General features: G+C 76.8%; 20 protein-coding genes and 1 pseudogene. 6 read left to right on the top strand and 15 right to left on the bottom strand.

Annotated elements, in window-relative coordinates:
• Both ACPCUX_RS10210 and ACPCUX_RS10205 read left to right on the top strand, forming a co-directional pair.
• Positions 1 to 2,220, top strand: coding sequence for a penicillin acylase family protein (locus ACPCUX_RS10210; RefSeq protein WP_423388674.1), 2,220 nt, complete (start codon positions 1 to 3; stop codon positions 2,218 to 2,220).
• Positions 2,217 to 2,858, top strand: coding sequence for a GNAT family N-acetyltransferase (locus tag ACPCUX_RS10205; protein ID WP_363374076.1), 642 nt, complete (start codon positions 2,217 to 2,219; stop codon positions 2,856 to 2,858). Before ACPCUX_RS10210 ends, ACPCUX_RS10205 begins: the two co-directional genes overlap by 4 nt.
• 69 nt (positions 2,859 to 2,927) lie before the next feature.
• Here ACPCUX_RS10205 and ACPCUX_RS10200 read toward each other — a convergent pair whose 3' ends face one another.
• The 5 genes from ACPCUX_RS10200 to ACPCUX_RS10180 all read right to left on the bottom strand — a co-directional run bounded on the left by ACPCUX_RS10200 (position 2,928) and on the right by ACPCUX_RS10180 (position 6,811).
• Positions 2,928 to 3,434, bottom strand: coding sequence for a hypothetical protein (locus ACPCUX_RS10200; RefSeq protein WP_423388673.1), 507 nt, complete (start codon positions 3,432 to 3,434; stop codon positions 2,928 to 2,930).
• Positions 3,435 to 3,488: 54 nt separating this feature from the next.
• Complete coding sequence (locus ACPCUX_RS10195; RefSeq protein ID WP_034652603.1) at positions 3,489 to 3,851, bottom strand: ACT domain-containing protein; 363 nt, start codon at positions 3,849 to 3,851, stop codon at positions 3,489 to 3,491.
• Between the two features lie 106 nt (positions 3,852 to 3,957).
• Positions 3,958 to 5,088, bottom strand: coding sequence for an NAD(P)/FAD-dependent oxidoreductase (locus ACPCUX_RS10190; RefSeq protein WP_085387934.1), 1,131 nt, complete (start codon positions 5,086 to 5,088; stop codon positions 3,958 to 3,960).
• A complete protein-coding gene (locus ACPCUX_RS10185) occupies positions 5,085 to 5,636 on the bottom strand; it encodes an isoprenylcysteine carboxyl methyltransferase family protein (RefSeq protein ID WP_423388672.1) in 552 nt (183 codons plus the stop codon). Before ACPCUX_RS10185 ends, ACPCUX_RS10190 begins: the two co-directional genes overlap by 4 nt.
• On the bottom strand, positions 5,633 to 6,811 hold the full coding sequence (locus tag ACPCUX_RS10180; RefSeq protein WP_144723209.1) for a type III polyketide synthase: 1,179 nt from the start codon (positions 6,809 to 6,811) through the stop codon (positions 5,633 to 5,635). Before ACPCUX_RS10180 ends, ACPCUX_RS10185 begins: the two co-directional genes overlap by 4 nt.
• A gap of 108 nt (positions 6,812 to 6,919) precedes the next feature.
• Between ACPCUX_RS10180 and ACPCUX_RS10175 the strand changes: the two genes are divergently transcribed.
• Positions 6,920 to 7,774 carry a UbiA family prenyltransferase gene (locus ACPCUX_RS10175; protein ID WP_423388671.1) on the top strand — a complete coding sequence of 285 codons (855 nt, stop codon included), beginning with the start codon at positions 6,920 to 6,922 and terminating at the stop codon, positions 7,772 to 7,774.
• 6 nt (positions 7,775 to 7,780) lie between these two features.
• Here ACPCUX_RS10175 and ACPCUX_RS10170 read toward each other — a convergent pair whose 3' ends face one another.
• Positions 7,781 to 8,710 (bottom strand): LysR family transcriptional regulator, encoded by a 930-nt coding sequence (locus ACPCUX_RS10170; RefSeq protein WP_423388670.1) that lies wholly within the window; start codon positions 8,708 to 8,710, stop codon positions 7,781 to 7,783.
• 94 nt (positions 8,711 to 8,804) lie between these two features.
• Between ACPCUX_RS10170 and ACPCUX_RS10165 the strand changes: the two genes are divergently transcribed.
• Both ACPCUX_RS10165 and ACPCUX_RS10160 read left to right on the top strand, forming a co-directional pair.
• Positions 8,805 to 9,785 (top strand): threonine ammonia-lyase, encoded by a 981-nt coding sequence (locus ACPCUX_RS10165; protein WP_423388669.1) that lies wholly within the window; start codon positions 8,805 to 8,807, stop codon positions 9,783 to 9,785.
• A 73-nt stretch (positions 9,786 to 9,858) separates the two neighbouring features.
• Positions 9,859 to 10,479: an L-threonylcarbamoyladenylate synthase gene (locus ACPCUX_RS10160; RefSeq protein WP_043654953.1), complete on the top strand. Its 621-nt coding sequence runs from the start codon at positions 9,859 to 9,861 to the stop codon at positions 10,477 to 10,479.
• A gap of 60 nt (positions 10,480 to 10,539) precedes the next feature.
• Here the strand turns inward: ACPCUX_RS10160 and ACPCUX_RS10155 are convergent, their stop codons facing one another.
• On the bottom strand, positions 10,540 to 12,081 hold the full coding sequence (locus ACPCUX_RS10155) for a lipase maturation factor family protein (RefSeq protein ID WP_423388668.1): 1,542 nt from the start codon (positions 12,079 to 12,081) through the stop codon (positions 10,540 to 10,542).
• A 92-nt stretch (positions 12,082 to 12,173) separates the two neighbouring features.
• Here ACPCUX_RS10155 and ACPCUX_RS10150 point away from each other — a divergent pair, with 92 nt between their 5' ends.
• Entirely contained in the window at positions 12,174 to 13,595 is a 1,422-nt protein-coding gene (locus ACPCUX_RS10150) for a UTP--glucose-1-phosphate uridylyltransferase (RefSeq protein WP_043654956.1), read from the top strand.
• 417 nt (positions 13,596 to 14,012) lie between these two features.
• Here the strand turns inward: ACPCUX_RS10150 and ACPCUX_RS10145 are convergent, their stop codons facing one another.
• The 8 genes and pseudogenes from ACPCUX_RS10145 to ACPCUX_RS10110 all read right to left on the bottom strand — a co-directional run bounded on the left by ACPCUX_RS10145 (position 14,013) and on the right by ACPCUX_RS10110 (position 21,411).
• A complete protein-coding gene (locus ACPCUX_RS10145) occupies positions 14,013 to 14,669 on the bottom strand; it encodes a YigZ family protein (protein ID WP_085387942.1) in 657 nt (218 codons plus the stop codon).
• A gap of 71 nt (positions 14,670 to 14,740) precedes the next feature.
• Positions 14,741 to 16,186 (bottom strand): argininosuccinate synthase, encoded by a 1,446-nt coding sequence (argG, locus tag ACPCUX_RS10140; RefSeq protein ID WP_085387943.1) that lies wholly within the window; start codon positions 16,184 to 16,186, stop codon positions 14,741 to 14,743.
• A gap of 755 nt (positions 16,187 to 16,941) precedes the next feature.
• The gene (locus ACPCUX_RS10135) at positions 16,942 to 17,430 is read right to left on the bottom strand and encodes a VOC family protein (RefSeq protein WP_081600015.1); all 489 of its coding nucleotides are present in this window, start codon (positions 17,428 to 17,430) and stop codon (positions 16,942 to 16,944) included.
• 170 nt (positions 17,431 to 17,600) lie between these two features.
• Positions 17,601 to 18,179, bottom strand: a complete 579-nt coding sequence (locus ACPCUX_RS10130) for a Dps family protein (RefSeq protein ID WP_043654965.1) — start codon at positions 18,177 to 18,179, stop codon at positions 17,601 to 17,603.
• 109 nt (positions 18,180 to 18,288) lie between these two features.
• On the bottom strand, positions 18,289 to 18,843 hold the full coding sequence (locus tag ACPCUX_RS10125; RefSeq protein ID WP_170963628.1) for a hypothetical protein: 555 nt from the start codon (positions 18,841 to 18,843) through the stop codon (positions 18,289 to 18,291).
• The gene (locus ACPCUX_RS10120; RefSeq protein WP_423388667.1) at positions 18,840 to 20,189 is read right to left on the bottom strand and encodes a DUF58 domain-containing protein; all 1,350 of its coding nucleotides are present in this window, start codon (positions 20,187 to 20,189) and stop codon (positions 18,840 to 18,842) included. Before ACPCUX_RS10120 ends, ACPCUX_RS10125 begins: the two co-directional genes overlap by 4 nt.
• Positions 20,186 to 21,184: pseudogene (locus tag ACPCUX_RS10115) on the bottom strand (AAA family ATPase). The gene ACPCUX_RS10120 and the pseudogene ACPCUX_RS10115 overlap by 4 nt, the downstream one beginning before the upstream one ends.
• Positions 21,181 to 21,411, bottom strand: coding sequence for a hypothetical protein (locus ACPCUX_RS10110; protein ID WP_423388666.1), 231 nt, complete (start codon positions 21,409 to 21,411; stop codon positions 21,181 to 21,183). Before ACPCUX_RS10110 ends, ACPCUX_RS10115 begins: the two are co-directional and overlap by 4 nt.
• Positions 21,412 to 21,670 lie beyond the last annotated feature (259 nt).

The following is a 21,670-nucleotide window of genomic DNA, read 5'->3' as shown; positions in this document are numbered from 1 at the left end:
GTGGCCGCGAGCCCGGGCGGGTTCTCCGTGCACCGCGACGCGTGGGGCGTCCCGCACGTGCGCGCCGCCGACGAGCTCGCGCTCGCGCGCGGGCAGGGGTACGTCACCGCGCTCGACCGCGGCTGGCAGATCGAGGTCGACCGGTGGCGCGCCGAGGGGCGGCTCGCCGAGCGCCTGGGCGAGCCCGGCCTCGCGTGGGACCGGTTCGCCCACCGCGTCCGCCTCGCCGACACCGCGCGCCGCGCCTACGCGGCGCTCGCGGACGACGACCACGCCTGGGTCGACGCGTACACCGCGGGCGTGAACGACGGTCTCGAGCGCGGGCGCGACGTGCCCGAGATGCACGCCCTCGCCGACGCGGCCTGGCCCGGAGGGGGCGACCTGCCGCCGCACGAGCCGTGGCCCGCGTGGGCGCCCCTCGGCGTCTTCCTCGTCGCGCACGTCCTGTTCTCCGGCTTCCCGCACGTGCTGTGGCGCGACCACGTCGCGCGCACGCTCGGGGCCGAGGTCGCGCGCTCCCGGCCCGACGTTCCCCTCACCACGGTGCTCGACCTGCTCGCCGTCGACGGCGGCCCCGGCTCGGGGTCGAACGCGTGGGCGCTCGCGGGCGCGCGCACGCGCGGCGGGGCGCCGCTGCTCGCGGGCGACCCGCACCGCCTCCTGGAGCTGCCGGGCGTCTACCAGCAGGTGCGCCTGGCGTGCGACGCGTACGACGTCGTCGGGCTCGCGTTCCCGGGCGTCCCGGGGGTCCCGCACTTCGGGCACGCGGGCGCGGCGGCGTGGGGCGTGACGAACGCGATGGCGCACCACGTCGACGTCGTCGCGGAGCGGCTGCACCGCACCGCGGACGGCGGTGTCGTCGCGGAAGGGCCGGACGGTCCGGAGCGGGCGGACGTCGTCCACGCCACGGTCCGCGTGCGCGCGCCGGGCGGACCGGTCGAGCACCGGGTGGAGACGATCGAGACGGCGCGCGGCGTCGTCGTCTCCGGTGGGCCCGACGACCCGGGCCGGACGTTCGCGGTGCGCCTGCCCGCTCGCGTGGACGCCGACCTCGGGGTCGCCGCGTGGCGACGGCTCCTGCGGGCCGGGTCCGCGCGCGACGTCACGGACGCGTTCGCGACGTGGGTCGACCCGGTGGATCGCGTGCTGGCGGCGGACCGCGCGACGGTGCTGTCGGTGACGGCGGGGCGCGTGCCTCGCCGCGACCCGGCCGAGCGCACGCTGCCTTTGCCGGGGTGGGCCGACGCCGGGCGCGCCCGCCCGTGGGTCGTGCCGCCCCCGCCCGTGGTCGTCGTCGACGTCGCGGTCGACGCGAACGAGCGGCCCGCGCGGCCCGACCTCGACCTGGGCCGCACGTACGCCCCGCCGCACCGCGCCCGCCGGATCCGGGCGCTCCTCGCGGCGGCGGGTGACGACGCGACCGCGGCGGACCAGTCGCGCGTCCACGCGGACACGCTGCTCGGCGGCGCGGACGACCTGCTCGGGTGGCTCGACCGCGACGCCTACGCCTCGGGCGACGAGGCCGGGGCCGATGACAGCACGACCGCGCGTCCCGATCCCGCGACGGTCCACGCGGCGGCGCGGCTGCGCGCGTGGGACCGCCGCATGGACGCGGACAGCGCCGACGCGGCGCTCTTCGCGGCCTGGCGCGGCGCGCTGGTCGGCCGGGTCGCGGCGCACCCCGCGCTCGCGCCGCTGCACGCGCCCCACGGCCTCGACCCGGTCTTCGCGCCGTGGCTGTCGGTCACCGCGCGCGTCGCCGACGCGCTGCCCGCGCTCCTCGGCGCCGCGTGGCTCGGGATCGACGGCGCCGCGCTCGCGTGGGCCGCGCTCGCCGACGTCGTGCGGGCGCGGGACGACGCGTCGGGCCCGGTCCCGGTGTGGGGCGACACCCACCGCGTGCTCGGGCTGCACGTGCTCCTCGACGTGCCGGGCGCGCCGGTCCCGCGCGTGCCGGACGTGCCGCTCGGGGGCGACACGGACACCGTGCGCTGCACCGCGAGCGTGCCGGGGGTCAGCGACGTGTGCGTGCGCGGGTCGGTCGCGCGCTGGGTGTGGGACCTCGCCGACCGGGACGCGAGCCGCTGGGGCGTGCCGTTCGGCGCGAGCGGCGACCCGCGCTCGCCCCACTTCGCCGACCGGCTCGCCGCCTGGGCCGACGCCGAGACCGTGCCCGTCGTGACCGACTGGGCCCTGCTGCGCCACGAGGAGACCCGATGACCACGACCGACCCGCCCGCGCCCGCCCCCGGCCGCCTGCGCACCGGCGCTCCCGGGGAGCTGCTCCTCGCGCACCATGCGCCGGGCGGAGGCCGCCTGACCCTGCGCGTCCTCGACCCGGACGCGGACCTCGACGTCCTGCACGCCTGGGTGACCCGGCCGTGGGCGCGGTTCTGGGGGCTCGGGGACCTGTCCCGGACGGAGCTGCGCGACCTGTACGCCTACGTCGGCTCGTTGCCGACGCACCACGCGTTCCTCGTGCGGTGGGACGACGCCCCGGTCGCGCTCCTGCAGACCTACGAGCCGGAGCACGACCCCGTGGGCGAGGCGTACGCGGTGGCACCGGGCGACGTCGGGCTGCACTTCCTGCTCGGCGGGCGCGGTCCGCGCGGGGCGGACCTGTGGGCCGGCGTCGGTCCGCTGGTCGTCGCGTTCTGCCTCGCCGACCCGCGGGTGGACCGGATCGTCGTCGAGCCGGACGCGGCGAACGAGCGGGCGCACGCCCGGATGCGGGCCCTCGGCTTCGAGGTGGCGGAGCGGGTGCGCGTGGGGGAGAAGGACGCGCTCCTCGCGTTCCTGCCGCGCGACCGCGCGCGCGACCTGCTCGACCGGGCAGAGAGGGCAGCGGTGCCGGGGTGACCGGCTGCCCCGCCGAGCGCGGTGGCGCGCGGGCCGCCGAGCGCGGTGGCGCGGCGGCCGGGCGTCGGGCTAGCCGCCGGTGAAGGGGGCGATCATCAGCGGAGTCCCGAGCGCCTCGCACGCGTCGCCGAGGTCTGCCTGGGCCTGCGACCACTCCGGGGAGCCCACGCCGGTCGACTCGGCGAACGTCCCGACCGCGACGGCCGGCGCGGCCGCCTGGAGGTCGCCGACCGCCGTCTGCACGGCGCTGTCCCCGCCGGACGGCAGGCGGCCGAGCACGCGGGTGGCGAGCTCGTACCAGCCGTCCCGCTCCTGCTCCGCCATGCGGCCGTCGGCGAGGCCGAGGTCGGCGTTCTCCACGATCGTCATGACGTCGCTGTAGGCGACGCAGGTCGCGGCGTCGTCCGGGGCGCCGTCCTGCGCCGGGGCGTCCGTGGCGGGCGACGGCGCAGCGCTGCTCGCCGCCTCCGGTTCCTCGGTCCCGTCCGTCGGGCCGGCACCGCCGGACCCGCACCCGACCAGGACCGCCGTGCTCAGCACCACGGCCGCTGCCGCCACCCACCCTCGCGCTCGCATCCGCGCATGCTACCGGTGCAGGGGCCAGGCACGACGACGGGCGGCGCCCCGGGGTCACCGAGGAGCGGCGACCGCGTGCCCGGCGTCGCGCAGCACCCGGGTGGCCTGCTCGAGCCGAACCTCCGGGACCAGCACGAGGTCCGCGTGGAACGTGGACGCGACGAACACCGGCACGCCCGCCTCGCCCAGCGGCCCGACGACGGACGCGAGCACGCCCGACGTCTCCAGCCCGTGGGCCGAGCCGTAGAAGCCCGCCCACCGCTCGGCGTCGTCGAACGGCGAGGCGTGCCGCACGACCGTGAGCCCTTCGGGGGCGCGCACGAGCGCGACCCACTCGTCGTCCTCGGGGAACGTGGCGCCCGGGACGTGGCCGAGCAGGAAGCGGTCGGGGACGACGTGCAGGTCGAGCGAGGTCATGGCCGCACGGTAGCGGCGGGCGCCCACACCGGGGCGTGGCGAGACGACGGGCCGCTCGCCGGACGAGGGCGGCGGGCGGGTACCGCGACCGGCACGGAGCCGCGCGTCAGCGGGCCAGGCGCTCCACGACCGCCCCGTACAGCCACGGCGCGGCGCTCGCGGCGGGCACGATCGCGCGGCGGGCGGGGCTGCCCGCCCAGGCGAGCAGGCCGGAGGTGAGGACGCGGTAGTCGCGCGTGGCGCGGGACCAGGCGCGCTCGTACGCGGCCGGGTCGTCGAGGTGGCGCACGGCGGCCTCGGCCTGGGCGAGCCCGACGCGCACGCCCTCGCCGGTGAGCGCGTCGACGTACCCGGACGCGTCGCCCACGAGGCGCACGTGCCCGGCGGTGCGGCGTCGGGCACGCTGGCGCAGCGGCCCCGCGCCGCGGACGCGCCCGAGCACGGGGGCGTCGCGCACGCGGTCCGCGAGCTCGCCGAACGCGTCGAGCCCGTGGTGCGCGTCCGGGGGCGCGCCGCGGGCGCCGTCGCGGTGGGTGAGGACGGCGACGCCGACGACGTCGGGCGCGACCGGGGTGACGTACGCCTCGGCGTGCGGTGCCCAGTGCACCTCGACGAGGTCGCTCCACGGGGCGAGCCGGTAGTGGGTGCGCAGGCCGAACCGGGCGCGCCCGTGCGGCGGGGCGTCGAGCCCGGTCAGGCGGCGCACGGTGGAGTGCAGCCCGTCGCAGCCGAGCACGCGGGCGGCCCGCACGACCTCGTCCGCGCCGCCGTCCGGCCCCGGGTTCTCCCCGGCGGGTGCTCGCGCCGCGCCGAGCACGACGTCGACCCCGCGGGTGTCCTGACGCAGCGCGCGGAGCGTGGCGTGCTCGATCGTGACGCCCTCGGCGAGCGCGCGCTCGCGCAGGGCGGCGTGCAGCGCGGTGCGCCGCACGCCGCGGCCCGGGCCGGCGGCGAACGGGTGGTCGGCGTGGCGGGTGGCGTCGCGGTAGCTGATGCCGGCGAGCGGGTGGCCCGGCGGGTCGACGCCGAGGGCGAGGACCGCGGCGAGCGCGCCGGGGAGCAGGCCCTCGCCGCACGCCTTGTCGATGACGCCCGCGCGGCGGTCGACCACGAGGACGTCGTGCCCGGCGCGGCGGGCGTGCAGGGCGGCGGCGAGCCCGACGGGCCCGCCGCCGACGACCAGCACGTCGACGTCGCGGTCGGTCGCGCGGCGTGCGGTCGACCGGGGAGGGGTCACGGCACGGCCGGGTGCGCGGCGGCGCCGCCCGCGGTCGCGCGGACGAGGGCGCTCTCCTCGGCGGGGATGCGGAAGCGGGCGAGCAGCACGGCGTTGAGCAGCGTGAACGCGACGGCCGTGATCCAGCACGAGTGCACGAGCGGCAGCGCGACGCCCTCGACCACGACGGCGACGTAGTTGGGGTGGCGCAGCCACCGGTAGGGGCCGCGCGCGACGAGCGGCAGGCCCGGCACGACGATGACGCGCGTGTTCCACCGCGGCCCGAGGGTCGCGATGCACCACCAGCGCAGGCCCTGGCTCGCGAGCACGAGGACGAGCATGGGCCAGCCGAGCCACGGCAGGAACGGCCGGTCGGCGAGCCACGCCTCGGCCACGCACGCGAGCAGCAGCCCCGTGTGCAGGGCGACCATCGCGGGGAAGTGGCCGCGGCCCGACTCGACGCCGCCCCGGGCGAACGACCAGCGGGCGTTGCGGGCCGAGACGACGAGCTCGGCGAGGCGTTCGACGGCGGTGGCGCCGACGAGCACCACGTACCAGGCGAGGCTCATCCCTGGACCCCCTCGGCTCGCGCGACCGCGTGCTCGCCCGCGTGACCGGGCCCGTGCGCCCGGCGCGGGCCGCGGCCGTCGAGCCGCAGCAGGACGAGCTCGGTGCTCACCCCGGGACCGAACGCCATGAGGACGGCCGGCGCGCCGGGCGGCACGTCCGTGCGGGCCAGGGTCGCGCCGAGCACGTGCAGCACCGACGCCGACGACAGGTTCCCCACGTCGCGCAGGGACGCCCGGCTGAGCGCGAGCTCCTCCTCGGCGAGTCCCAGGGTGTCGCGCACCGCGTCCAGGACGCGGGGGCCGCCCGCGTGCACGACCCACGCCCCGACGTCGCCCGGCTCGAGGTCGTGCTCGGCGAGCAGGGCCTTGACGTCGCCCAGCAGGTGCGCCCCGATGAGCTCGGGCAGACGCGCCGACAGCACGATCTCGAACCCCGTGTCGCCGACGCGCCACCCCAGGTCGCCCGTCGTGCCCGCGTGCAGGTGCGAGCGCGAGTCGACGACGCGCACGCCCCGGGCGCGCACGCCCGCGCCCGCCCGCCCGTACGGGCCCGGGCGTCGGGCGAGGCGGTGCTCGTCCCCGACGAGGACGGCCGCCCCCGCGCCGTCGCCGAACAGGCCCGACGCCACGATGTTCGCCGTCGACGGGTCGGTGCGCTGGAGCGTCAGGGAGCACAGCTCGACGGCGACGAGGAGCGCGACGTCCCGCGGGCGTCCCCGCAGCAGGTCGTCCGCCCGCGCCAGGCCCGCCGCGCCCCCGGCGCAGCCCCACCCGAACGACGGCGTGCGGCGCACGTCCGGTCGCAGGCCGAGCCGGGCCGCGACGAGCACGTCGAGCGTCGGCGCGCCCACGCCCGTGACGGTGGTGAGGACCACGTGGTCGACCTCGTCCGGGCGCAGGCCCGCGTCGTCGAGCGCCGCGCGGCACGCCTGCTCCGCGAGGTCGGTCCCGAGCGCGAGGAAGGCGTCGTTGGCGGAGCCGAACGACAGCCCGCCGTAGTCCTCCAGGGGCAGCGCGAGATGACGGGTCTCGACGCCCGCGTGGGCGTGCAGCCGGCGCGTGAGCGCACGGCGCACCGGGTCGTCGGTGAGCAGCTCGCTCGTGACCCGGGAGATCTCGTCCTGGCGGTACGCATGCGCGGGAAGCGAGGTCCCGACGGCGACGACGCGCGACATGCCCGCATCGTCCCACCGGCCCGGTCCGCCCGCGCGGGGGGAGGGGGTAGCCGCGACGACCGGCCCGGGCGCCGGGCGCGCGACCCGGCGGCGGGCTAGGTTGCCGCCATGGTGACCGGTCGCTCGCGAGGGCTCGTGCGCGGCCTCGTGGTCGCGAGCCACTTCCCGCCCACCGTGATGGTCACCGCGTTCGCCCTCGCGCTCTCCGCGGGCATCGGCGCCGGCGCCCGCACCACGACGCTCGTCGCGCTCGCCGTCCTCACCGGCCAGCTCTCCGTCGGCTGGTCGAACGACTGGCTCGACGCGCGCCGCGACGTCGCCGTCGGCCGCTCCGACAAGCCCGTGGTCACGGGCCTCGTCACGGCGGCCACCCTGCGTGCCGCGGCGCTCGTGGCGCTCGGCGCGTGCGTCGTGCTGTCCCTCGCGACGGGGCTGCTGCCCGGGGCGGTGCACGTCGTCGCCGTCGGGGTCGCGTGGTCGTACAACGCGCTGCTCAAGGCCACGTGGTGGTCCTGGGCCCCGTACGCCGTCTCCTTCGGGCTGCTCGCCGTGTTCGTCGTGCTCGCCGCCCCCGGAGCGGGCCGCCCCGCCCCGTGGGCCGTCGCGGCCGCCGCGCTGCTCGGCGTCGGCGCGCACGTCGCGAACACGCTGCCCGACCTCGAGGACGACGCCGCCACGGGCGTGCGCGGCCTGCCGCACCGGCTCGGGCGCCGCGCGAGCTCCGTGCTCGCCCCCGTGCTGCTGGCCGCGGCGTCCGCGCTCGTCGTGACCGAACCGCCCACGCCCCCCGGCCCCGTGACGTGGGCCCTGGGCGCCGTCGCCGTCGTGCTCGCCCTCACCGCCGGCGCCGTCGGGGTCGTGCGCCCGCGCAGCCGCGCCCCGTTCGCGCTCTCCATGGCCGTCGCGGGCGTGTGCGTCGTGCTGCTCGTCCTCGCGGCGCCCGCCGTCGTCGTGTCCGGCTGACCGGCGTCAGTCCGCCGCGCGCACCAGACCCTCCACCACCGCCGCCGCACCCGGGGACGGACGCTCCCCGTACGAGACCGCGAGCACGCGCCGCGCCGCCCCCGGCAGCGCCCGCACCGTCACCCGCGGGTCCCGGTGCGCCCGCAGCGCCAGCGCAGGCAGCAGGGACACCCCCACGCCCGACGCCACGAGCGCCTGCACCGCGACGTAGTCGTCCGTCTCGAACGCGACGCGCGGCGTGAACCCCGCCCGCTCGCACCGCCCCACCAGGTCCGCCCGGCACCGCTCGCAGCCCGCGATCCACGCCGCGTCCGCGAGCGGAGCGAGGTCCACCGCCCCCTCCTCGGACGACGCCGCGGCCCCGTCCGTGGCGGAGTCCCTCCCGGGGTGCGTCCCCGGGTGCGGGCCGGCCCCCGCCTGCACGAGGAACAGCTCCTCCGCGAGCACCGGCACCGCGCGCAGCCCCTCCACGTCCACCGGCGACCGGTCGTGCTCGAACACCAGCGCCACGTCCACCGCACCGCGCCGCAACCCGTCCAGCGCCTCCGGCGGCTCCGCCTCCACCAGCCCCACGCCCAGCCCCGGGTGCTCGCGCGCGAGGCGACCCACGACGTCGGGCACCAGCGTCGCCAACGCCGACGGGAAGGCCGCCAGCCGCACCCGACCCGCCGACAACGACACCAGGGCGTCCAGCTCCTCGCGCGCCGCGCCCACGCGCCCCACGATCTCGTCCGCCCGCGCCGCGAGCAGCCGACCCGCCGCCGTCAGCCGCACACCCCGGCCGTGCCGCTCCGTCAGCGGCACCCCCACCTCCGCCTCCAGGCGCGCCAGATGATGGCTCACCGACGGCTGCGCGTAGTGCAGCGCACGCGCCGCCCCCGTGACCGAGCCCTCGCGCGCCACCGCCGCCAGCACCCGCAACCGCGTCAGGTCCATGTCCACACCCTCATGCGCGAAGCATAGATCCCGTCGATCGGTCCCCACAGAACAGGCATTGGACCGATGAGACGGCCCGCGGGACCGTGGACCCATGCCCCCCGCAGACCTCGCCCCGCCCACCCTGCGCGACGTCCTCGACGCCCGCCGCCTCCTCGCCACCCACCTCCAGCCCACCCCCGCCCGCACCTACCCCGCGCTCGACCGCGCCACCGGCGCCCACGTCGTCGTCAAGCACGAGAACCACCAGCCCACCGGAGCCTTCAAGGTCCGCGGCGCCCTCAACCTGCTCCTGCGCCTCACCCCCGACGAGCGCGCCCACGGCGTCACCGCCTTCTCCACCGGCAACCACGCCCAGGCCGTCGCCCACGCCGCCCGCACCACCGCCACCCCCTGCACCATCGTCATGCCCACCCACCCCAACCCCACCAAGGCCGACGCCGTCCGCGACCTCGGCGCCCGCCTCGTCCTCACCGGCACCACCTTCGACGACGCCCGCGAGCACGCCACGGCGCTCGCGGCCGAGGACGGCTCCCGGCTCGTCAGCGCGGCGAACGAGCCCCTCCTCGTCGCCGGGGTCGCGACGGCGTACCTCGAGCTCCTCGCCGACGCGCCGGACCTCGACGTGCTCGTCGTCCCCGTGGGCGGGGGGAGCGGCGCGGCCGCGGCCTGCCTCGTCGCCCAGGCGCTCGCCCCCGGGCTCGAGGTCGTCGCCGTGCAGTCGGCCGCCTCGCCCGCCGCGCACGACTCGTGGCGCGCGCGCGACCTCGTCGCCCGGCCCAACACCTCGCGCGCCGAGGGCCTCGCCACCGGCACCGGCTTCGCGCTCACCCAGGCCGTCCTGCGCGAGCACCTCGACGACTTCGTCCTCGTCGACGACGACACGATCGACCGCGCCGCCGCGCTCTACCTCACCGCGGCCCGGACCGTCGCCGAGGGCGCAGGCGCGGCCGCCCTCGCCGCCGTCCTCGCCGACCCCGACCGGTTCGCCGGGCGCCGCGTCGGCGTCGTCTGCTCTGGGGGGAACGCGAGCCCGGCGGAGCTGCGCCGCGTCTCCGCGCACCTGCCCCGTTAGCCGCCTCGGGGCGGGGCGCGCGACGACGGCGGTCCCGGCGGCCGGACCGCGGACCCGGGCCTAGGCTCGCCCCATGGCCCGCTACCTCGACGTGCACCCCGACAACCCGCAGCCGCGCGCGATCGCGCAGGTCGTCGCCCTCCTCGAGGACGGCGGCCTCGTGGCCTACCCGACCGACTCCGGCTACGCGCTCGGCTGCCGCATGGACGACCGCGAGGGTGCCGACCGCATCCGCCGCATCCGCCACCTCGACGACCGGCACCACTTCACGCTCGTGTGCGCCGACTTCGCCCAGCTCGGCCACTTCGTCATGGTCGACAACGCGGCGTTCCGGTCGATCAAGGCGGCCACCCCGGGCCCGTACACCTTCATCCTGCGCGCGACGTCCGAGGTCCCGCGCCGCCTCGCGCACCCCAAGAAGAAGACCGTGGGCGTCCGCATCCCCGGGGACACCGTCGCCCAGGCCATCGTCGCCGCGCTCGGGGAGCCGATCCTGTCGAGCTCGCTCATCCTCCCCGGCTCGACCGAGGCGCTCACCGACGGCTGGGCGATCAAGGAGGAGCTCGACCACGTCGTCGACGCGGTCGTGGACGGCGGCGAGCGGGGCAGCGAGCCGACGACGGTCGTCGACTTCTCCGACGGCGCCCCCGAGGTCGTGCGCGTCGGCGCGGGCGACCCGTCCCGCTTCGAGTAGGACACTGCCGGGCCGTCGTCGCGGCCACCCCGGACGGGATCGGCCGCGCCCGCCGGCCGCTCAGGCCCGCGGGCCCAGGAGCAGCCGCAGCCGCTCGCGGTCCACCGGGTCGACGAGCGCCCCGCGCTCCTCGCGCACCCACCAGTCGCCGGTGCGTCGCCGCTCGGCGCGCGTCGTGTACCGGTAACGGAAGACGCGGGCCCGCACCCACCGCGGGGCGGGGCCGTCGGGGTCGTCGGCGAACGGGTCCGCCGCGAGCAGGCGCAGGGTCGGGCGGTCGGCCTCCAGGAGCCGGAGCAGCAGCACCTCGAACCACCGCGTGCCGGGCGACCCGAGCGCGAGGAACCACATCTGCCAGTCCAGCCGCAGGTGGTAGGGCGCGACCTGCGGCGGGCGGCGCCCCACGTCGCCCGGCTTGCCGCGGAACGCGTACTCGACCCAGTCGTCGGGACCGGGGGAGCGGGCCGTCGTCCCCTCCACGACCACCTCGTCGCGACGCCGCGAGACCGAGCCGAACGCGCCGTACGCGTTGACGAGCCGGAACGGCTCGAAGCTCGCGTTCATGAGCTGCCGACGCGCGACGAGGTTGCGCGCCGGGCGCACGCCGAGGACGAGCAGGAGCACCGACACCGCGAGCACCGCCACGACCAGGGCGACCGGGCCGCCCAGGGCGGCGCCGCCGTCGGGCGCCGGATCTTCGCCGCGCCCGAGCGCGGGTACGAGCCACGATCCGACCGCGGCCCACGCGCCGTCGCTCACGACGCCGAGCCCGAGCACGATCGTCAGCCAGTTCAGCCACGCGAAGTTGCCCGTCACGAGCAGCCACGCCTGCGTGAGCACCACGACCCCGCCCGCGACGCTCGCGACCGGCTGCGGCGCGAAGAGCGCGAAGGGCACGACGAGCTGCGTCACGTGGTTGCCCGCCACCTCGACGCGGTGCCACCACCGCGGCAGGTGGTGCGCGTGCCACGAGAACGGGCCGGGGAGGGGCTGCGTCTCGTGGTGGTATTCCAGGGCCGTGAGGTCCCGCCACGCGCGGTCCCCGCGGAGCTTGATGAGTCCCGCGCCGAGCTCGACCCGGAACAGGCACCAGCGGGCGAGGAGCAGCACGAGCAGCGGGGGAGGGGCGCCCTCGCCGGACGAGCCCAGCCACCCCACGAGGAACGTCACCTCGCACAGCAGCGACTCCCAGCCGAACCCGTAGAACCGCTGCCCGACGTTCACCACCGACAGGTAGACGGCCCACAGCACGAGGAAGGCGAGCGTCGTCAGCCACCACGGCCCGCGCTGCGGGACCCCCACGACGAGGAGCGCCGCCAGTCCTGCCGCGCCCCACGCGAGCGCGATGACGAACCGGTCCGAGCACCGCCACCGGAGCACGCTCGGGGCGTCGCGCCACGTCGTGCGCGCCACGAACGTCGCGGCGGGCAGCAGCCCACGCTCGCCCAGCAGCGGGCGCCACTGCCGCACGACGACGAGGAACGCGACGACGAGGATCGCCGCCGTGCCGCGCTGCAGCACCTCGCGCGCGACGTCGTAGCCGGGCGCCCAGAACCACGACCCGAGCCAGGTCGCCACGTCGTCGGGCAGGACGTCCGCCATCTGCCCACGGTAGGGCTGTGAGCCCTGTCTCACCCGCGGTCCGGCCGTCCCCGCGCCGGGCCACGACCGCGTCGCGCCCCTACCATCGGGGCATGAGCAGCCAGGGCCTGAGCCAGTCCACCGACCGCATGCGCGACGCGGGCGTCGCGCCCGCCGCCATCGACGTCTTCGCCCGCTTCTACCGGCTCCTCGAGTCCGGCGCGACCGGCATGATCCCGGAGGCCGACGTCGAGCCGCTCACCGACGTCACGCACCGCGACGAGCTCGAGGTGCCCGAGGACGCCGCCCGCGAGGCGCTGCGCCGCACGGCGGTCATCAAGCTCAACGGCGGGCTCGGCACGTCGATGGGCATGGACCGCGCCAAGTCGCTCCTCACGGTGCGCGACGCCGACCCCCAGCACCCCGACGGCGGGCCGCTGACCTTCCTCGACGTCATCGTCGCGCAGGTGCGCGCCGCGCGGCGCGCGACCGGGGCGCCGCTGCCGCTGCTGCTCATGAACTCGTTCCGCACGCAGGCCGACACGCTCGCCGCGCTCGCCCCGCACGACGACCTCGCCGTCGGCGACCTCCCGCTCGACTTCCTGCAGAACCGCGAGCCCAAGATCCTCGCGAGCGACCTCACGCCCGTCGACTGGCCCGCCGACCCGGAGCTGGAGTGGTGCCCGCCCGGCCACGGCGACCTGTACACCGCCCTCTACGCGTCCGGCGCGCTGCGCGCCCTGCTCGACGCCGGGTACCGCTACGCGAGCGTCTCGAACTCCGACAACCTCGGCGCCGCGCCCGACGCCGCGATGGCCGGCTGGTTCGCCGCGAGCGGGGCGCCGTTCGCCGCCGAGGTCGCGCGCCGCACGCCCGCGGACCGCAAGGGCGGCCACCTCGTCGTGCGCCGCAGCGACGGGCGCCTCGTCCTGCGCGAGACGGCGCAGACCCCGGCCGAGGACCAGGACGCCGCCGCCGACATCAGCCGGCACCGGTACTTCAACACCAACAACCTGTGGTTCGACCTCGAGGCGCTGTCGGCCGAGCTCGACCGCACCGGCGGGGTGCTCGAGCTCCCGCTCATCAAGAACACCAAGACCGTCGACCCGACCGACCCGTCGTCGCCCGAGGTCGTGCAGATCGAGTCCGCCATGGGGGCCGCGGTCGAGGTGTTCGACGGCGCCGTCGCGATCGAGGTGGGCCGCGACCGGTTCCTGCCGGTGAAGACGACGAACGACCTCCTCGTGCTCCGCTCGGACGTCTATGACCTCGACGACGCGTACCGGTTCGTCGCGCGCACCGACGCGCCGTTCGTGGACCTCGACCCGGCCCACTACAAGACCATCGCCGCGTTCGACGCCCGGTTCGACGACGGCACCCCGTCCCTGCGCGCGGCCCGCTCGCTCACGGTGCGCGGGGACTGGACCTTCGGCTCCGGCGTGACGGTCACCGGCGAGGCCGAGCTCGCCGACCCGGGCGGCTCCGCCCGCGTCCCCGACGGCGCCGTCGTCGGCCCGGACGGCGTCAGCGCCTGACGCCGGGGGAGAGCCTGGGTCGGCCGAGGTAGAGGCGTGGTCGGCCGGGATAGAGGCTAGGTCGGCCGGGATAGAGGCTAGGTCGGCCGAGGTAGAGGCCCGGTCGGCCGGGGTAGAGGCGTGGTCGGTCGGGCGCTGCACGCGCCGGGCGGGTGCGCTGCCCTCGGCTCGCCTCGGCTCGCCTCGGCTCTCGGCCCGACGGCGGTGGCGCCCCGGCTTGTCGTGGTCGCCTGCGCCGACGGGTCGAGCGAGCAATCGTCGGTCTGCGGGCAGATCGGTTTCGCGCGACGACGGCTCTTCTTCGCGTGACCGGGCCTCTACCTCGCGCGACTACGGCTCTATCTCCCTGGACTACGGCTCTACCTCGGCCGACCACGGCTCTACCTCGCGGTGTGCGGGGTTCCTGCGCGGGCGCGCTCAGGCGGGGACGTCGACGACGCGGCTGTCGCCCCGGCGCGCGACGAGGGCGCCGGACGACGCGGCGGCGAGGTCGGCGTCGAACCGGTCGAGCTCGGCCGGGGGGACGAGGACGGTGAACGCGGCCGTCGTGCCGTAGTCGACGCCCTCGAGCGTGCCGTGGTGGTGGTCGCACCAGTCGCGCAGGACGCCGTGGAGGCGCCCGGCGTCGGCGTGCGGGGCGTCGACGTGCACCGCGGTGAGCACGGCGCGGCGCACGGGTCGCGCGAGGTCGAGCGCCTCGCTCACCGCGCTCGAGTAGGCGCGCACGAGGCCGCCGGCTCCGAGCAGGACGCCGCCGAAGTATCGCGTGACGACGGCGACGACGTCGGTCACGTGGCGGTGCCGCAGCACCTCGAGCATGGGGATGCCGGCGGTGCCGGAGGGCTCGCCGTCGTCGGTGGAGCGCTGCTGGTCGGCGTGCGGGCCGACGACGAGCGCGACGCAGTGGTGGCGCGCGTCCCAGTGCTCCTTGCGCACGCGCGCGACGACGGCGTCGGCCGCGGCGACGGACGGGACGGGGGAGAGGTGCGCGAGGAAGCGGGACTTCTTGACGACCAGCTCGTGGTCGACGGGTCCGGCGATCGTCCCCCACAGCTCCCCGGTGCCCGCGCTCACCCTGCGAGCCTAGCCGCGACGGCGCCCGGGTCGGTCGTCGACCCGGGCGCCGTCGGTGGGCGTCGTGGCGGTCAGTCCGTGCCGGACTCCATCGCGGCGCGGTCGAGGAGCGCGTCGTCGCCCTCGGCCATGCCGCGCGACGCGATGACCTCGGCGCCGCCCTCGGGCATCGCGCCGATGAGCTCGGTGGACGCCTGCACGGCGCCGATGAGCGCCGCGTGCGTGGTGCCGACGATCCCGATGCCGGCGTACTGCTCGAGCTTGGCCCGCGAGTCGGCGATGTCGAGGTTGCGCATGGTGAGCTGGCCGATCCGGTCCATCGGGCCGAACGCGGAGTCCTCGGTGCGCTCCATCGACAGCTTGTCCGGGTGGTAGCTGAACGCGGGCCCGGTGGTGTCGAGGATCGAGTAGTCCTCGCCGCGGCGCAGGCGCAGCGTGACCTCGCCGGTGACGGCGGTGCTCACCCAGCGCTGCAGCGACTCGCGGATCATGAGCGCCTGCGGGTCGAGCCACCGGCCTTCGTACATGAGGCGGCCGAGGCGGCGGCCCTCGGTGTGGTACTGCGCGAGGGTGTCCTCGTTGTGGATCGCGTTGACCAGGCGCTCGTACGCGGCGTGCAGGAGCGCCATGCCGGGGGCCTCGTAGATGCCGCGGCTCTTGGCCTCGATGATGCGGTTCTCGATCTGGTCGGACATGCCGAGCCCGTGGCGGCCGCCGATCGCGTTGGCCTCCTGGACCAGCGCGACGGCCGACTCGAACTCCTCCCCGTTGATCGTCACCGGACGGCCCTGGACGAAGCCGATCGTCACGTCCTCGGTCGCGATCTCGACCGCGGGGTCCCAGAACCGCACGCCCATGATCGGGTCGACGGTCTCGATGCCCGTGTCGAGGTGCTCGAGCGTCTTCGCCTCGTGCGTCGCGCCCCAGATGTTCGCGTCCGTGGAGTACGCCTTCTCGGTGCTGTCCCGGTACGGCAGGTCGTGGGCCAGCAGCCACTCCGACATCTCCTTGCGCCCGCCGAGCTCCGCCACGAAGTCCGCGTCGAGCCACGGCTTGTAGATGCGCAGGTGCGGGTTGGCGAGCAGCCCGTAGCGGTAGAACCGCTCGATGTCGTTGCCCTTGAAGGTCGACCCGTCGCCCCAGATCTGGACGTCGTCCTCCTGCATCGCGCGGACCAGGAGCGTGCCCGTGACCGCGCGGCCCAGGGGAGTGGTGTTGAAGTACGCGCGTCCGCCGGAGCGGATGTGGAACGCGCCGCACGCGAGCGCGGCCAGACCCTCCTCGACGAGCGCGGCGCGGCAGTCCACGAGGCGCGCGATCTCGGCGCCGTAGGCGGTCGCACGACCGGGCACGGAGCCGATGTCGGGCTCGTCGTACTGGCCGATGTCGGCGGTGTAGGTGCACGGCACCGCGCCCTTGTCGCGCATCCACGCGACGGCGACGGACGTGTCGAGGCCCCCGGAGAACGCGATCCCGACGCGCTCTCCCACGGGCAGGGAGGTGAGAACCTTGGACATGGGCACGAGTATGCAGCATTCTGCATACGTATTCAATTCGGTGGTCAGGGAGCCGCGGCGGGCCTGGCGGCGACACGCCCGCCAGTCGCTCTCCACACAAAAAGTGTGCCAAGCGGTAGGGTTCACCCATGCCCGACGACGCGACGTCACCCACCGGCCCGGACGCGGCGGGCAGCACGACCGCCGACACCAGCGCCAGCACCAGCGCCGCGTCCCGCTACCCGCGCCCCACCGTCACGCTCGACGAGGCCGAGTGGGTGTGGCGCCTGCTGGCGACGGAGGCGATGGTCGAGGCCGCGAAGCCGGAGACCGTGCGCCTCGCGGTGATCGCCGGCCTCACGCGCGCCACGGGCGCGCGCTACGGCGACCTGCTGCGCTGCACGGTCGACGCGATCGACCTCGGCCCGGCGACGGAGCGCGCGGGGGAGGGGAGGGTCGTGCTCACGCACGGCAAGCACCGCACGGTGCGCGAGCACGTGCTGAGCGCGAGCGTCGTCGTCGTCCTGCGTCGCTGGATGGCGGTGCGGGAGGTGCTCGCGGCGGACCTCGAGGGGTCGGTGCCGCGCGCGCTGCTGCTCACGGTCCACCACACGCACGACAACGGCGTCACGGTGTCCAGCGGCCTGCCCATCACGAAGCAGGGCCTCGTGCTGTCGTGGCGGCGGTTCGTCCACCGCACGAACGCGCGCTACGGGGCCGTGCGGGCGCCGCTCCCGACGCGCTTCGAGCAGGTCCGGCGGGCGTGGGTCGAGGCGTCAGCCCCGGCGGGGAGCGGGATCGTCGCCGGGCCCGGTCTCGGCGACGACGCCGGGCGGGACGCCCTCCTCGCCGCCGAGCTCCTGGAACAGCGTGAGGTGGAGGCCGGCGGGGGCGTCGAGGCGTGAGTTGAGCGACCCCCAGGGCGTGCGCGTCGGCGGGGCGACGAGCGACGCCCCGGCGGCGACGGCCCGGTCGGTCGCGCCCCCGGCGTCGTCCACCTCGAGCGCGACGCGGAGGTGCCCCGCGACGCGACGCCCGACCTCCAGGTCGTCGATCGCCCGCACGTGCCCGGGGGAGGCGATCTCGAGCGTCGCGCGCCCGACGTCGAGGATCGCCACCCGGTCGTCCTCGCCGTCCGCGTAGGCGATCTGCTGGGGGAGGCCCAGGACGTCGCGGTAGAACGCGAGGGCGGCGTCATAGTCCTCCGCCTCGACGACGAGCCGGAGCTGGCGGACGGGCGGCGGTGCGGCGTGCGGATCGGTCATGCCGCGACCTTACGCTCCTCTGGAAATAAATAGTGTGCCAAGCACATCAACACCACCCGCGCCCCACGCGAACACCTCACCCACAAGCCCAGAAAAGCGAGGGCCCCGCCACGACTCGCGTGGCGGGGCCCGGTCGCCGTCGGGGCGACGGCGGTGGAGGGGGAGCGGGGTCAGGGCTGACCGGCCGCCGCCTCCTCGGCCTTGCGCGCGGCGCCGGCCTCGGTGCGCGCACCCTCGGTGGAGAGGTCGCCGCCCGTCGACTCGAGGTGCGCGCGGACGAACCAGTGGAAGAGCTCGAGGTCGTGCAGGTGCCCGATGAGCAGGTCGTTGGTGACGTCGTCGAGCTCCTCGGTCGCGGCCGCTGCCTCGCGGTGGTCCGTGATGACGCCGACGTACACCTCGTCGAGGGCGCCGAGGTGCGCGATCGTCGAGGCGCGACCCAGGGAGTAGTCCTCCCAGGTGCGGGCGGCGACGAGCGCGCCGGGCGTGCCCTGCGGGGAGACGCCGAGGGTCGCGATGCGCTCGGCGGTCGCGTCGACCATCGCGCGGACGGCGTCGACCTGGGGGTCGATCATCTCGTGGACCGCGATGAAGTGCGGGCCGACGACGTTCCAGTGGATGTGCTTGAGCGTGAGCTGCAGGTCGTTGAGCGCGTGCAGCCGCTCCTGGAGGATCCCGGCGACCTGGGCCCCTTCCTCAGGGGTGAGCGACGGGACCGTGTACTTCGGCAGGTCGGAACGAGCAGCCATGGGTTGCCTCCTCGGGGTCGGTGACGCGCGCCGGGACGGCGGCGGGACGACGGCGGGTGCCGTCTGCGTCCATCGTGGTGCCGGGGCGCGGTCCTCGCAGGACGAGTGCTCAGTCCCGCGGCCGCACGAGCAGGACGACGCCGAGCACGGCGAGGCCACCGAGCGCCGCCGCGACCGCGGACGAGACGTCGGCCAGCGCGACCGACCGCACGGCGAGCGCGACGACGAGCAGCGCGGCCTGGAGCACGACGACGCGGCGCAGGTCGGGTGCGAGGGCGCGCAGCTCGGCGCGCGCTCCGGGCGGTACGTGATCGCTCCACCATGCGGCGCGGAGCACGAGGTGCCCGAGCGGGAGGAGGGCGAGGACGGCGGGGTCGAAGGGCGCGGTGCCGTCCACGAGGAGCACGACGCCGCCGACGAGGACGAGGAGGTGGGGCACGGGCGGGGCAGGGAGGTACGCGGTGACGATGCCGAGGCCGACGGCGACGCCCCACACGAAGGACGGGGCGAGCCCGGTCGTCTGGAGGGCGGCGGCCCCGAACCCGGTCGCGAGGAGGAGCAGGGCGGCGCGCGCCGTCCACGCGGGGAACGTGGGGCCCGTCTCGACGACGAGCCGGGGCGGCGGCCCGGCGGTGACGGTCTCGCGGCGTGCGGGCATCCTCATGGCCGACCGCCCGGGGTCGCGCCCGCGGGGTGCCGGTCGAGGCGTCGTGCGGCGAGCTCGAGCGCGCCGCGGGCGCCGTCGGCGTCGGGGGTGCCGTCGTACCAGCGGACGACGGTGACGCCCCGGCGGCGCAGCTCGTGGATGCGGGCCTCGCGCTCGTGGCGGGTGATGCGCCAGGCGACGGCGACGTGCTCGTCGACGTCGGCGACGCTGACGGGCGGGAGGACGTCGACGACGACGACCACGTGGCCCGTGTCGTGCCACTGGTGGGCGAGGCGGGGCGCCTCGTCGTCGAGGAGGGTGGAGAAGAGGTAGACGGCGGCGCCGGCCGGGACCTGGGGCGGTCGGTGGCGCGCGGTGGGGTCGCCGACGGGCCGGGCCAGGGCGAGCCCGTGGAGGATGCGGCGCAGGTGGCGCCGTCCGCCGCCGGGGCGGACGGGCGGGGCGAGGCGACCGAGGTCGTCCAGGGCGACGCGGTCGCCGTCGGCGAGGACGGCGTGCGCGACGGACGCGGCGGCGTGCCGCGCCAGGTCGAGGGACGTGGGCTCGTCGGGGCGCTGCTCGCCGACGCCGTTCCAGGTGGCGAGGTCGGGGGCGACGTCGTCCCGGGAGTCGACGACGAGGACGACGGTGGCCTCGGCGGTGCCGTAGGTGCGGCGGACGTGCAGGGTGTCGAGGTCGGGTGCGCGACGGGCCGTGGCGCGCCAGTCGATGCGGCGCAGACGGTCACCGGGGCGGTACGCGTCGACGTCGCGGAGCTCGGTGCCGTCTCCGGGCCGGCGGGAGGTGCGGGGACCGGAGAGCCCGCGCAGGCGGGAGGACAGGGGCGTGCGGCCGAGCGGCGTGGCGCGGGGCAGCACGAGGCGCCGCGGCCCGGCGGCGACGTGCGGAGGCTGCTCCTCGACGCCGTCGGGCCCGTAGGCGGCGAGGTCGACGCGCAGGGTGTCGGTCGGGCCGGTGCGGACCGACGGGGCGTGCCAGGCGAGGTCGCGCGAGCCGCGGGTGACGTCGACGAGGCGTTCGGTGACGAGGCCGCCGGGGGCGACGCCGCGCAGGCGCAGCAGCTCGACGCCCGGAGGGACGTGGGCGTGCGTGCGCGCGGTGACGGTCCCGGGAGCCGCGGCGGGGTCGAGGGCGACGCGGAGCGTGACGGGCCGTCGCGGCCGGTGGGTCCAGCCCCAGACCGCGGCGAGGAGGGGCGCGACGCCGAGGAGCGCCACGTCGGGTCGGCGCACGAGGACGCCGAGCGCGAGGAGCGTGGTGCCCAGGAGGAGGCCGGTACCGAGGTGGACGGTGGTGCGCCAGGGCGGCGGCGCGTCGGGGTCCGGCGTCCCGGGGGCGGTCATGCGGCCCGGCCGACGGTGGCGGGTCCGGGGACGGTGCGCAGGAGGTCGTCGACGAGCGCCTCGGGGCGCAGGTCGGCGGCCCAGGCACCGGGCGTGAGGGTGAGGCGGTGCGCGAGGACGGGGACGGCGACGCGCTTGACGTCCTCGGGGAGCACGACGTCGCGCCCGTCGAGCACGGCGACGCCGCGCGCGAGGAGCGCGAGGTTCTGGGAGCCGCGGGGCGACGCGCCGACCTCGAGGTCGCGGTGGGTGCGGGTCGCGGCGGCGAGGTCGACGCAGTAGGCGAGGACGTCGGGGTGGACGTCGACCTGCTCGACGGCGGCCTGCATGGCGAGGACGGTGTCGCGGTCGACGACCTGGCGCACGACGGGGTCGTCGTGCCGGCGTGCGATGCGGCGGGCGAGGACCTCGCGCTCCTCGTCGCGGCCCGGGTACCCGACGGACAGCCGGACCATGAAGCGGTCGAGCTGGGCCTCCGGGAGCGGGTAGGTGCCCTCGTGCTCGACGGGGTTCGACGTCGCGACGACGTGGAAGGGCCGGGGCAGCGGGTAGGTGGTGCCCTCGACGGTGACCTGGCGCTCGGCCATGGACTCGAGCAGCGCGGACTGGGTCTTGGGCGCGGTGCGGTTGATCTCGTCGGCGAGCAGGAGCCCGGTGAACACGGGCCCGGGCCGGAACTCGAAGGTCCGGGTCCCGGGGTCGTACACGGAGGAGCCGGTGACGTCCGAGGGCAGCAGGTCGGGCGTGCACTGCAGGCGCGTGAAGTCGAGACCGAGGGCGCGCGCGAGGCTGCGTGCGGCGAGGGTCTTGCCGAGCCCCGGCACGTCCTCGAACAGGACGTGGCCCCCGGCGAGGACGGCCGCGAGCGCCAAGGTGAGGGGTTCGCGGGCTCAGACGACGGCGGTGGCGACCTCGTCGAGGACGGCGTGGCCGTGCGCGGCGACGGTGGGGACGTCGAGGGTCGCGGGCGGCGTGGTGCCGGGGTGGGGGGTCATCGGGGTGTCCCTTCGTCGGGGCGGTCCGGGGTGGTGGGGAGGCGGTCGAGGGCGGTGAGCCAGGCGCGCAGCTCGGCGGGGGTGGGGAGGCGTCCGGTGGTGGTGAGGTCGTGGGTGGTGCGGGCGACGCGGGGGCCGAGGAGGCGGGCGATGTCGGGTGCTGCCGTGGGGTCGTGGAGGGGTCCGGTGCCGTGGCGGTGGAGGGTCTGGTCGGTGAGGTGGCGCATGCGGCGTGCTGCGGAGGGGGTGACGCGTCCGTCGCGTCCGAGGACGGACCAGCCGAGGTCGGAGACGTCGCGTCGGTTGCCGTCGCGTCGGAGGGTGGGGAGGTGGGGCCAGACGGTGTCGCCGGCGTAGCCGGTGCGGTGTCGGAGCAGGGTGGCGGCGATGCCGAGGGCGGTGAGGGTGAGGGTGTGGGCGGGGGAGGCGCCGAGGGTGGTGAGGAGGATGCCGAGCCCGACGACGGTGGCGGCGGTGCGCAGGGTG

Source organism: Cellulosimicrobium sp. AB352 (genome assembly GCF_049538415.1).
Lineage (GTDB): Bacteria > Actinomycetota > Actinomycetes > Actinomycetales > Cellulomonadaceae > Cellulosimicrobium > Cellulosimicrobium funkei.
This window is presented reverse-complemented; position numbering and strand designations above follow the sequence as displayed.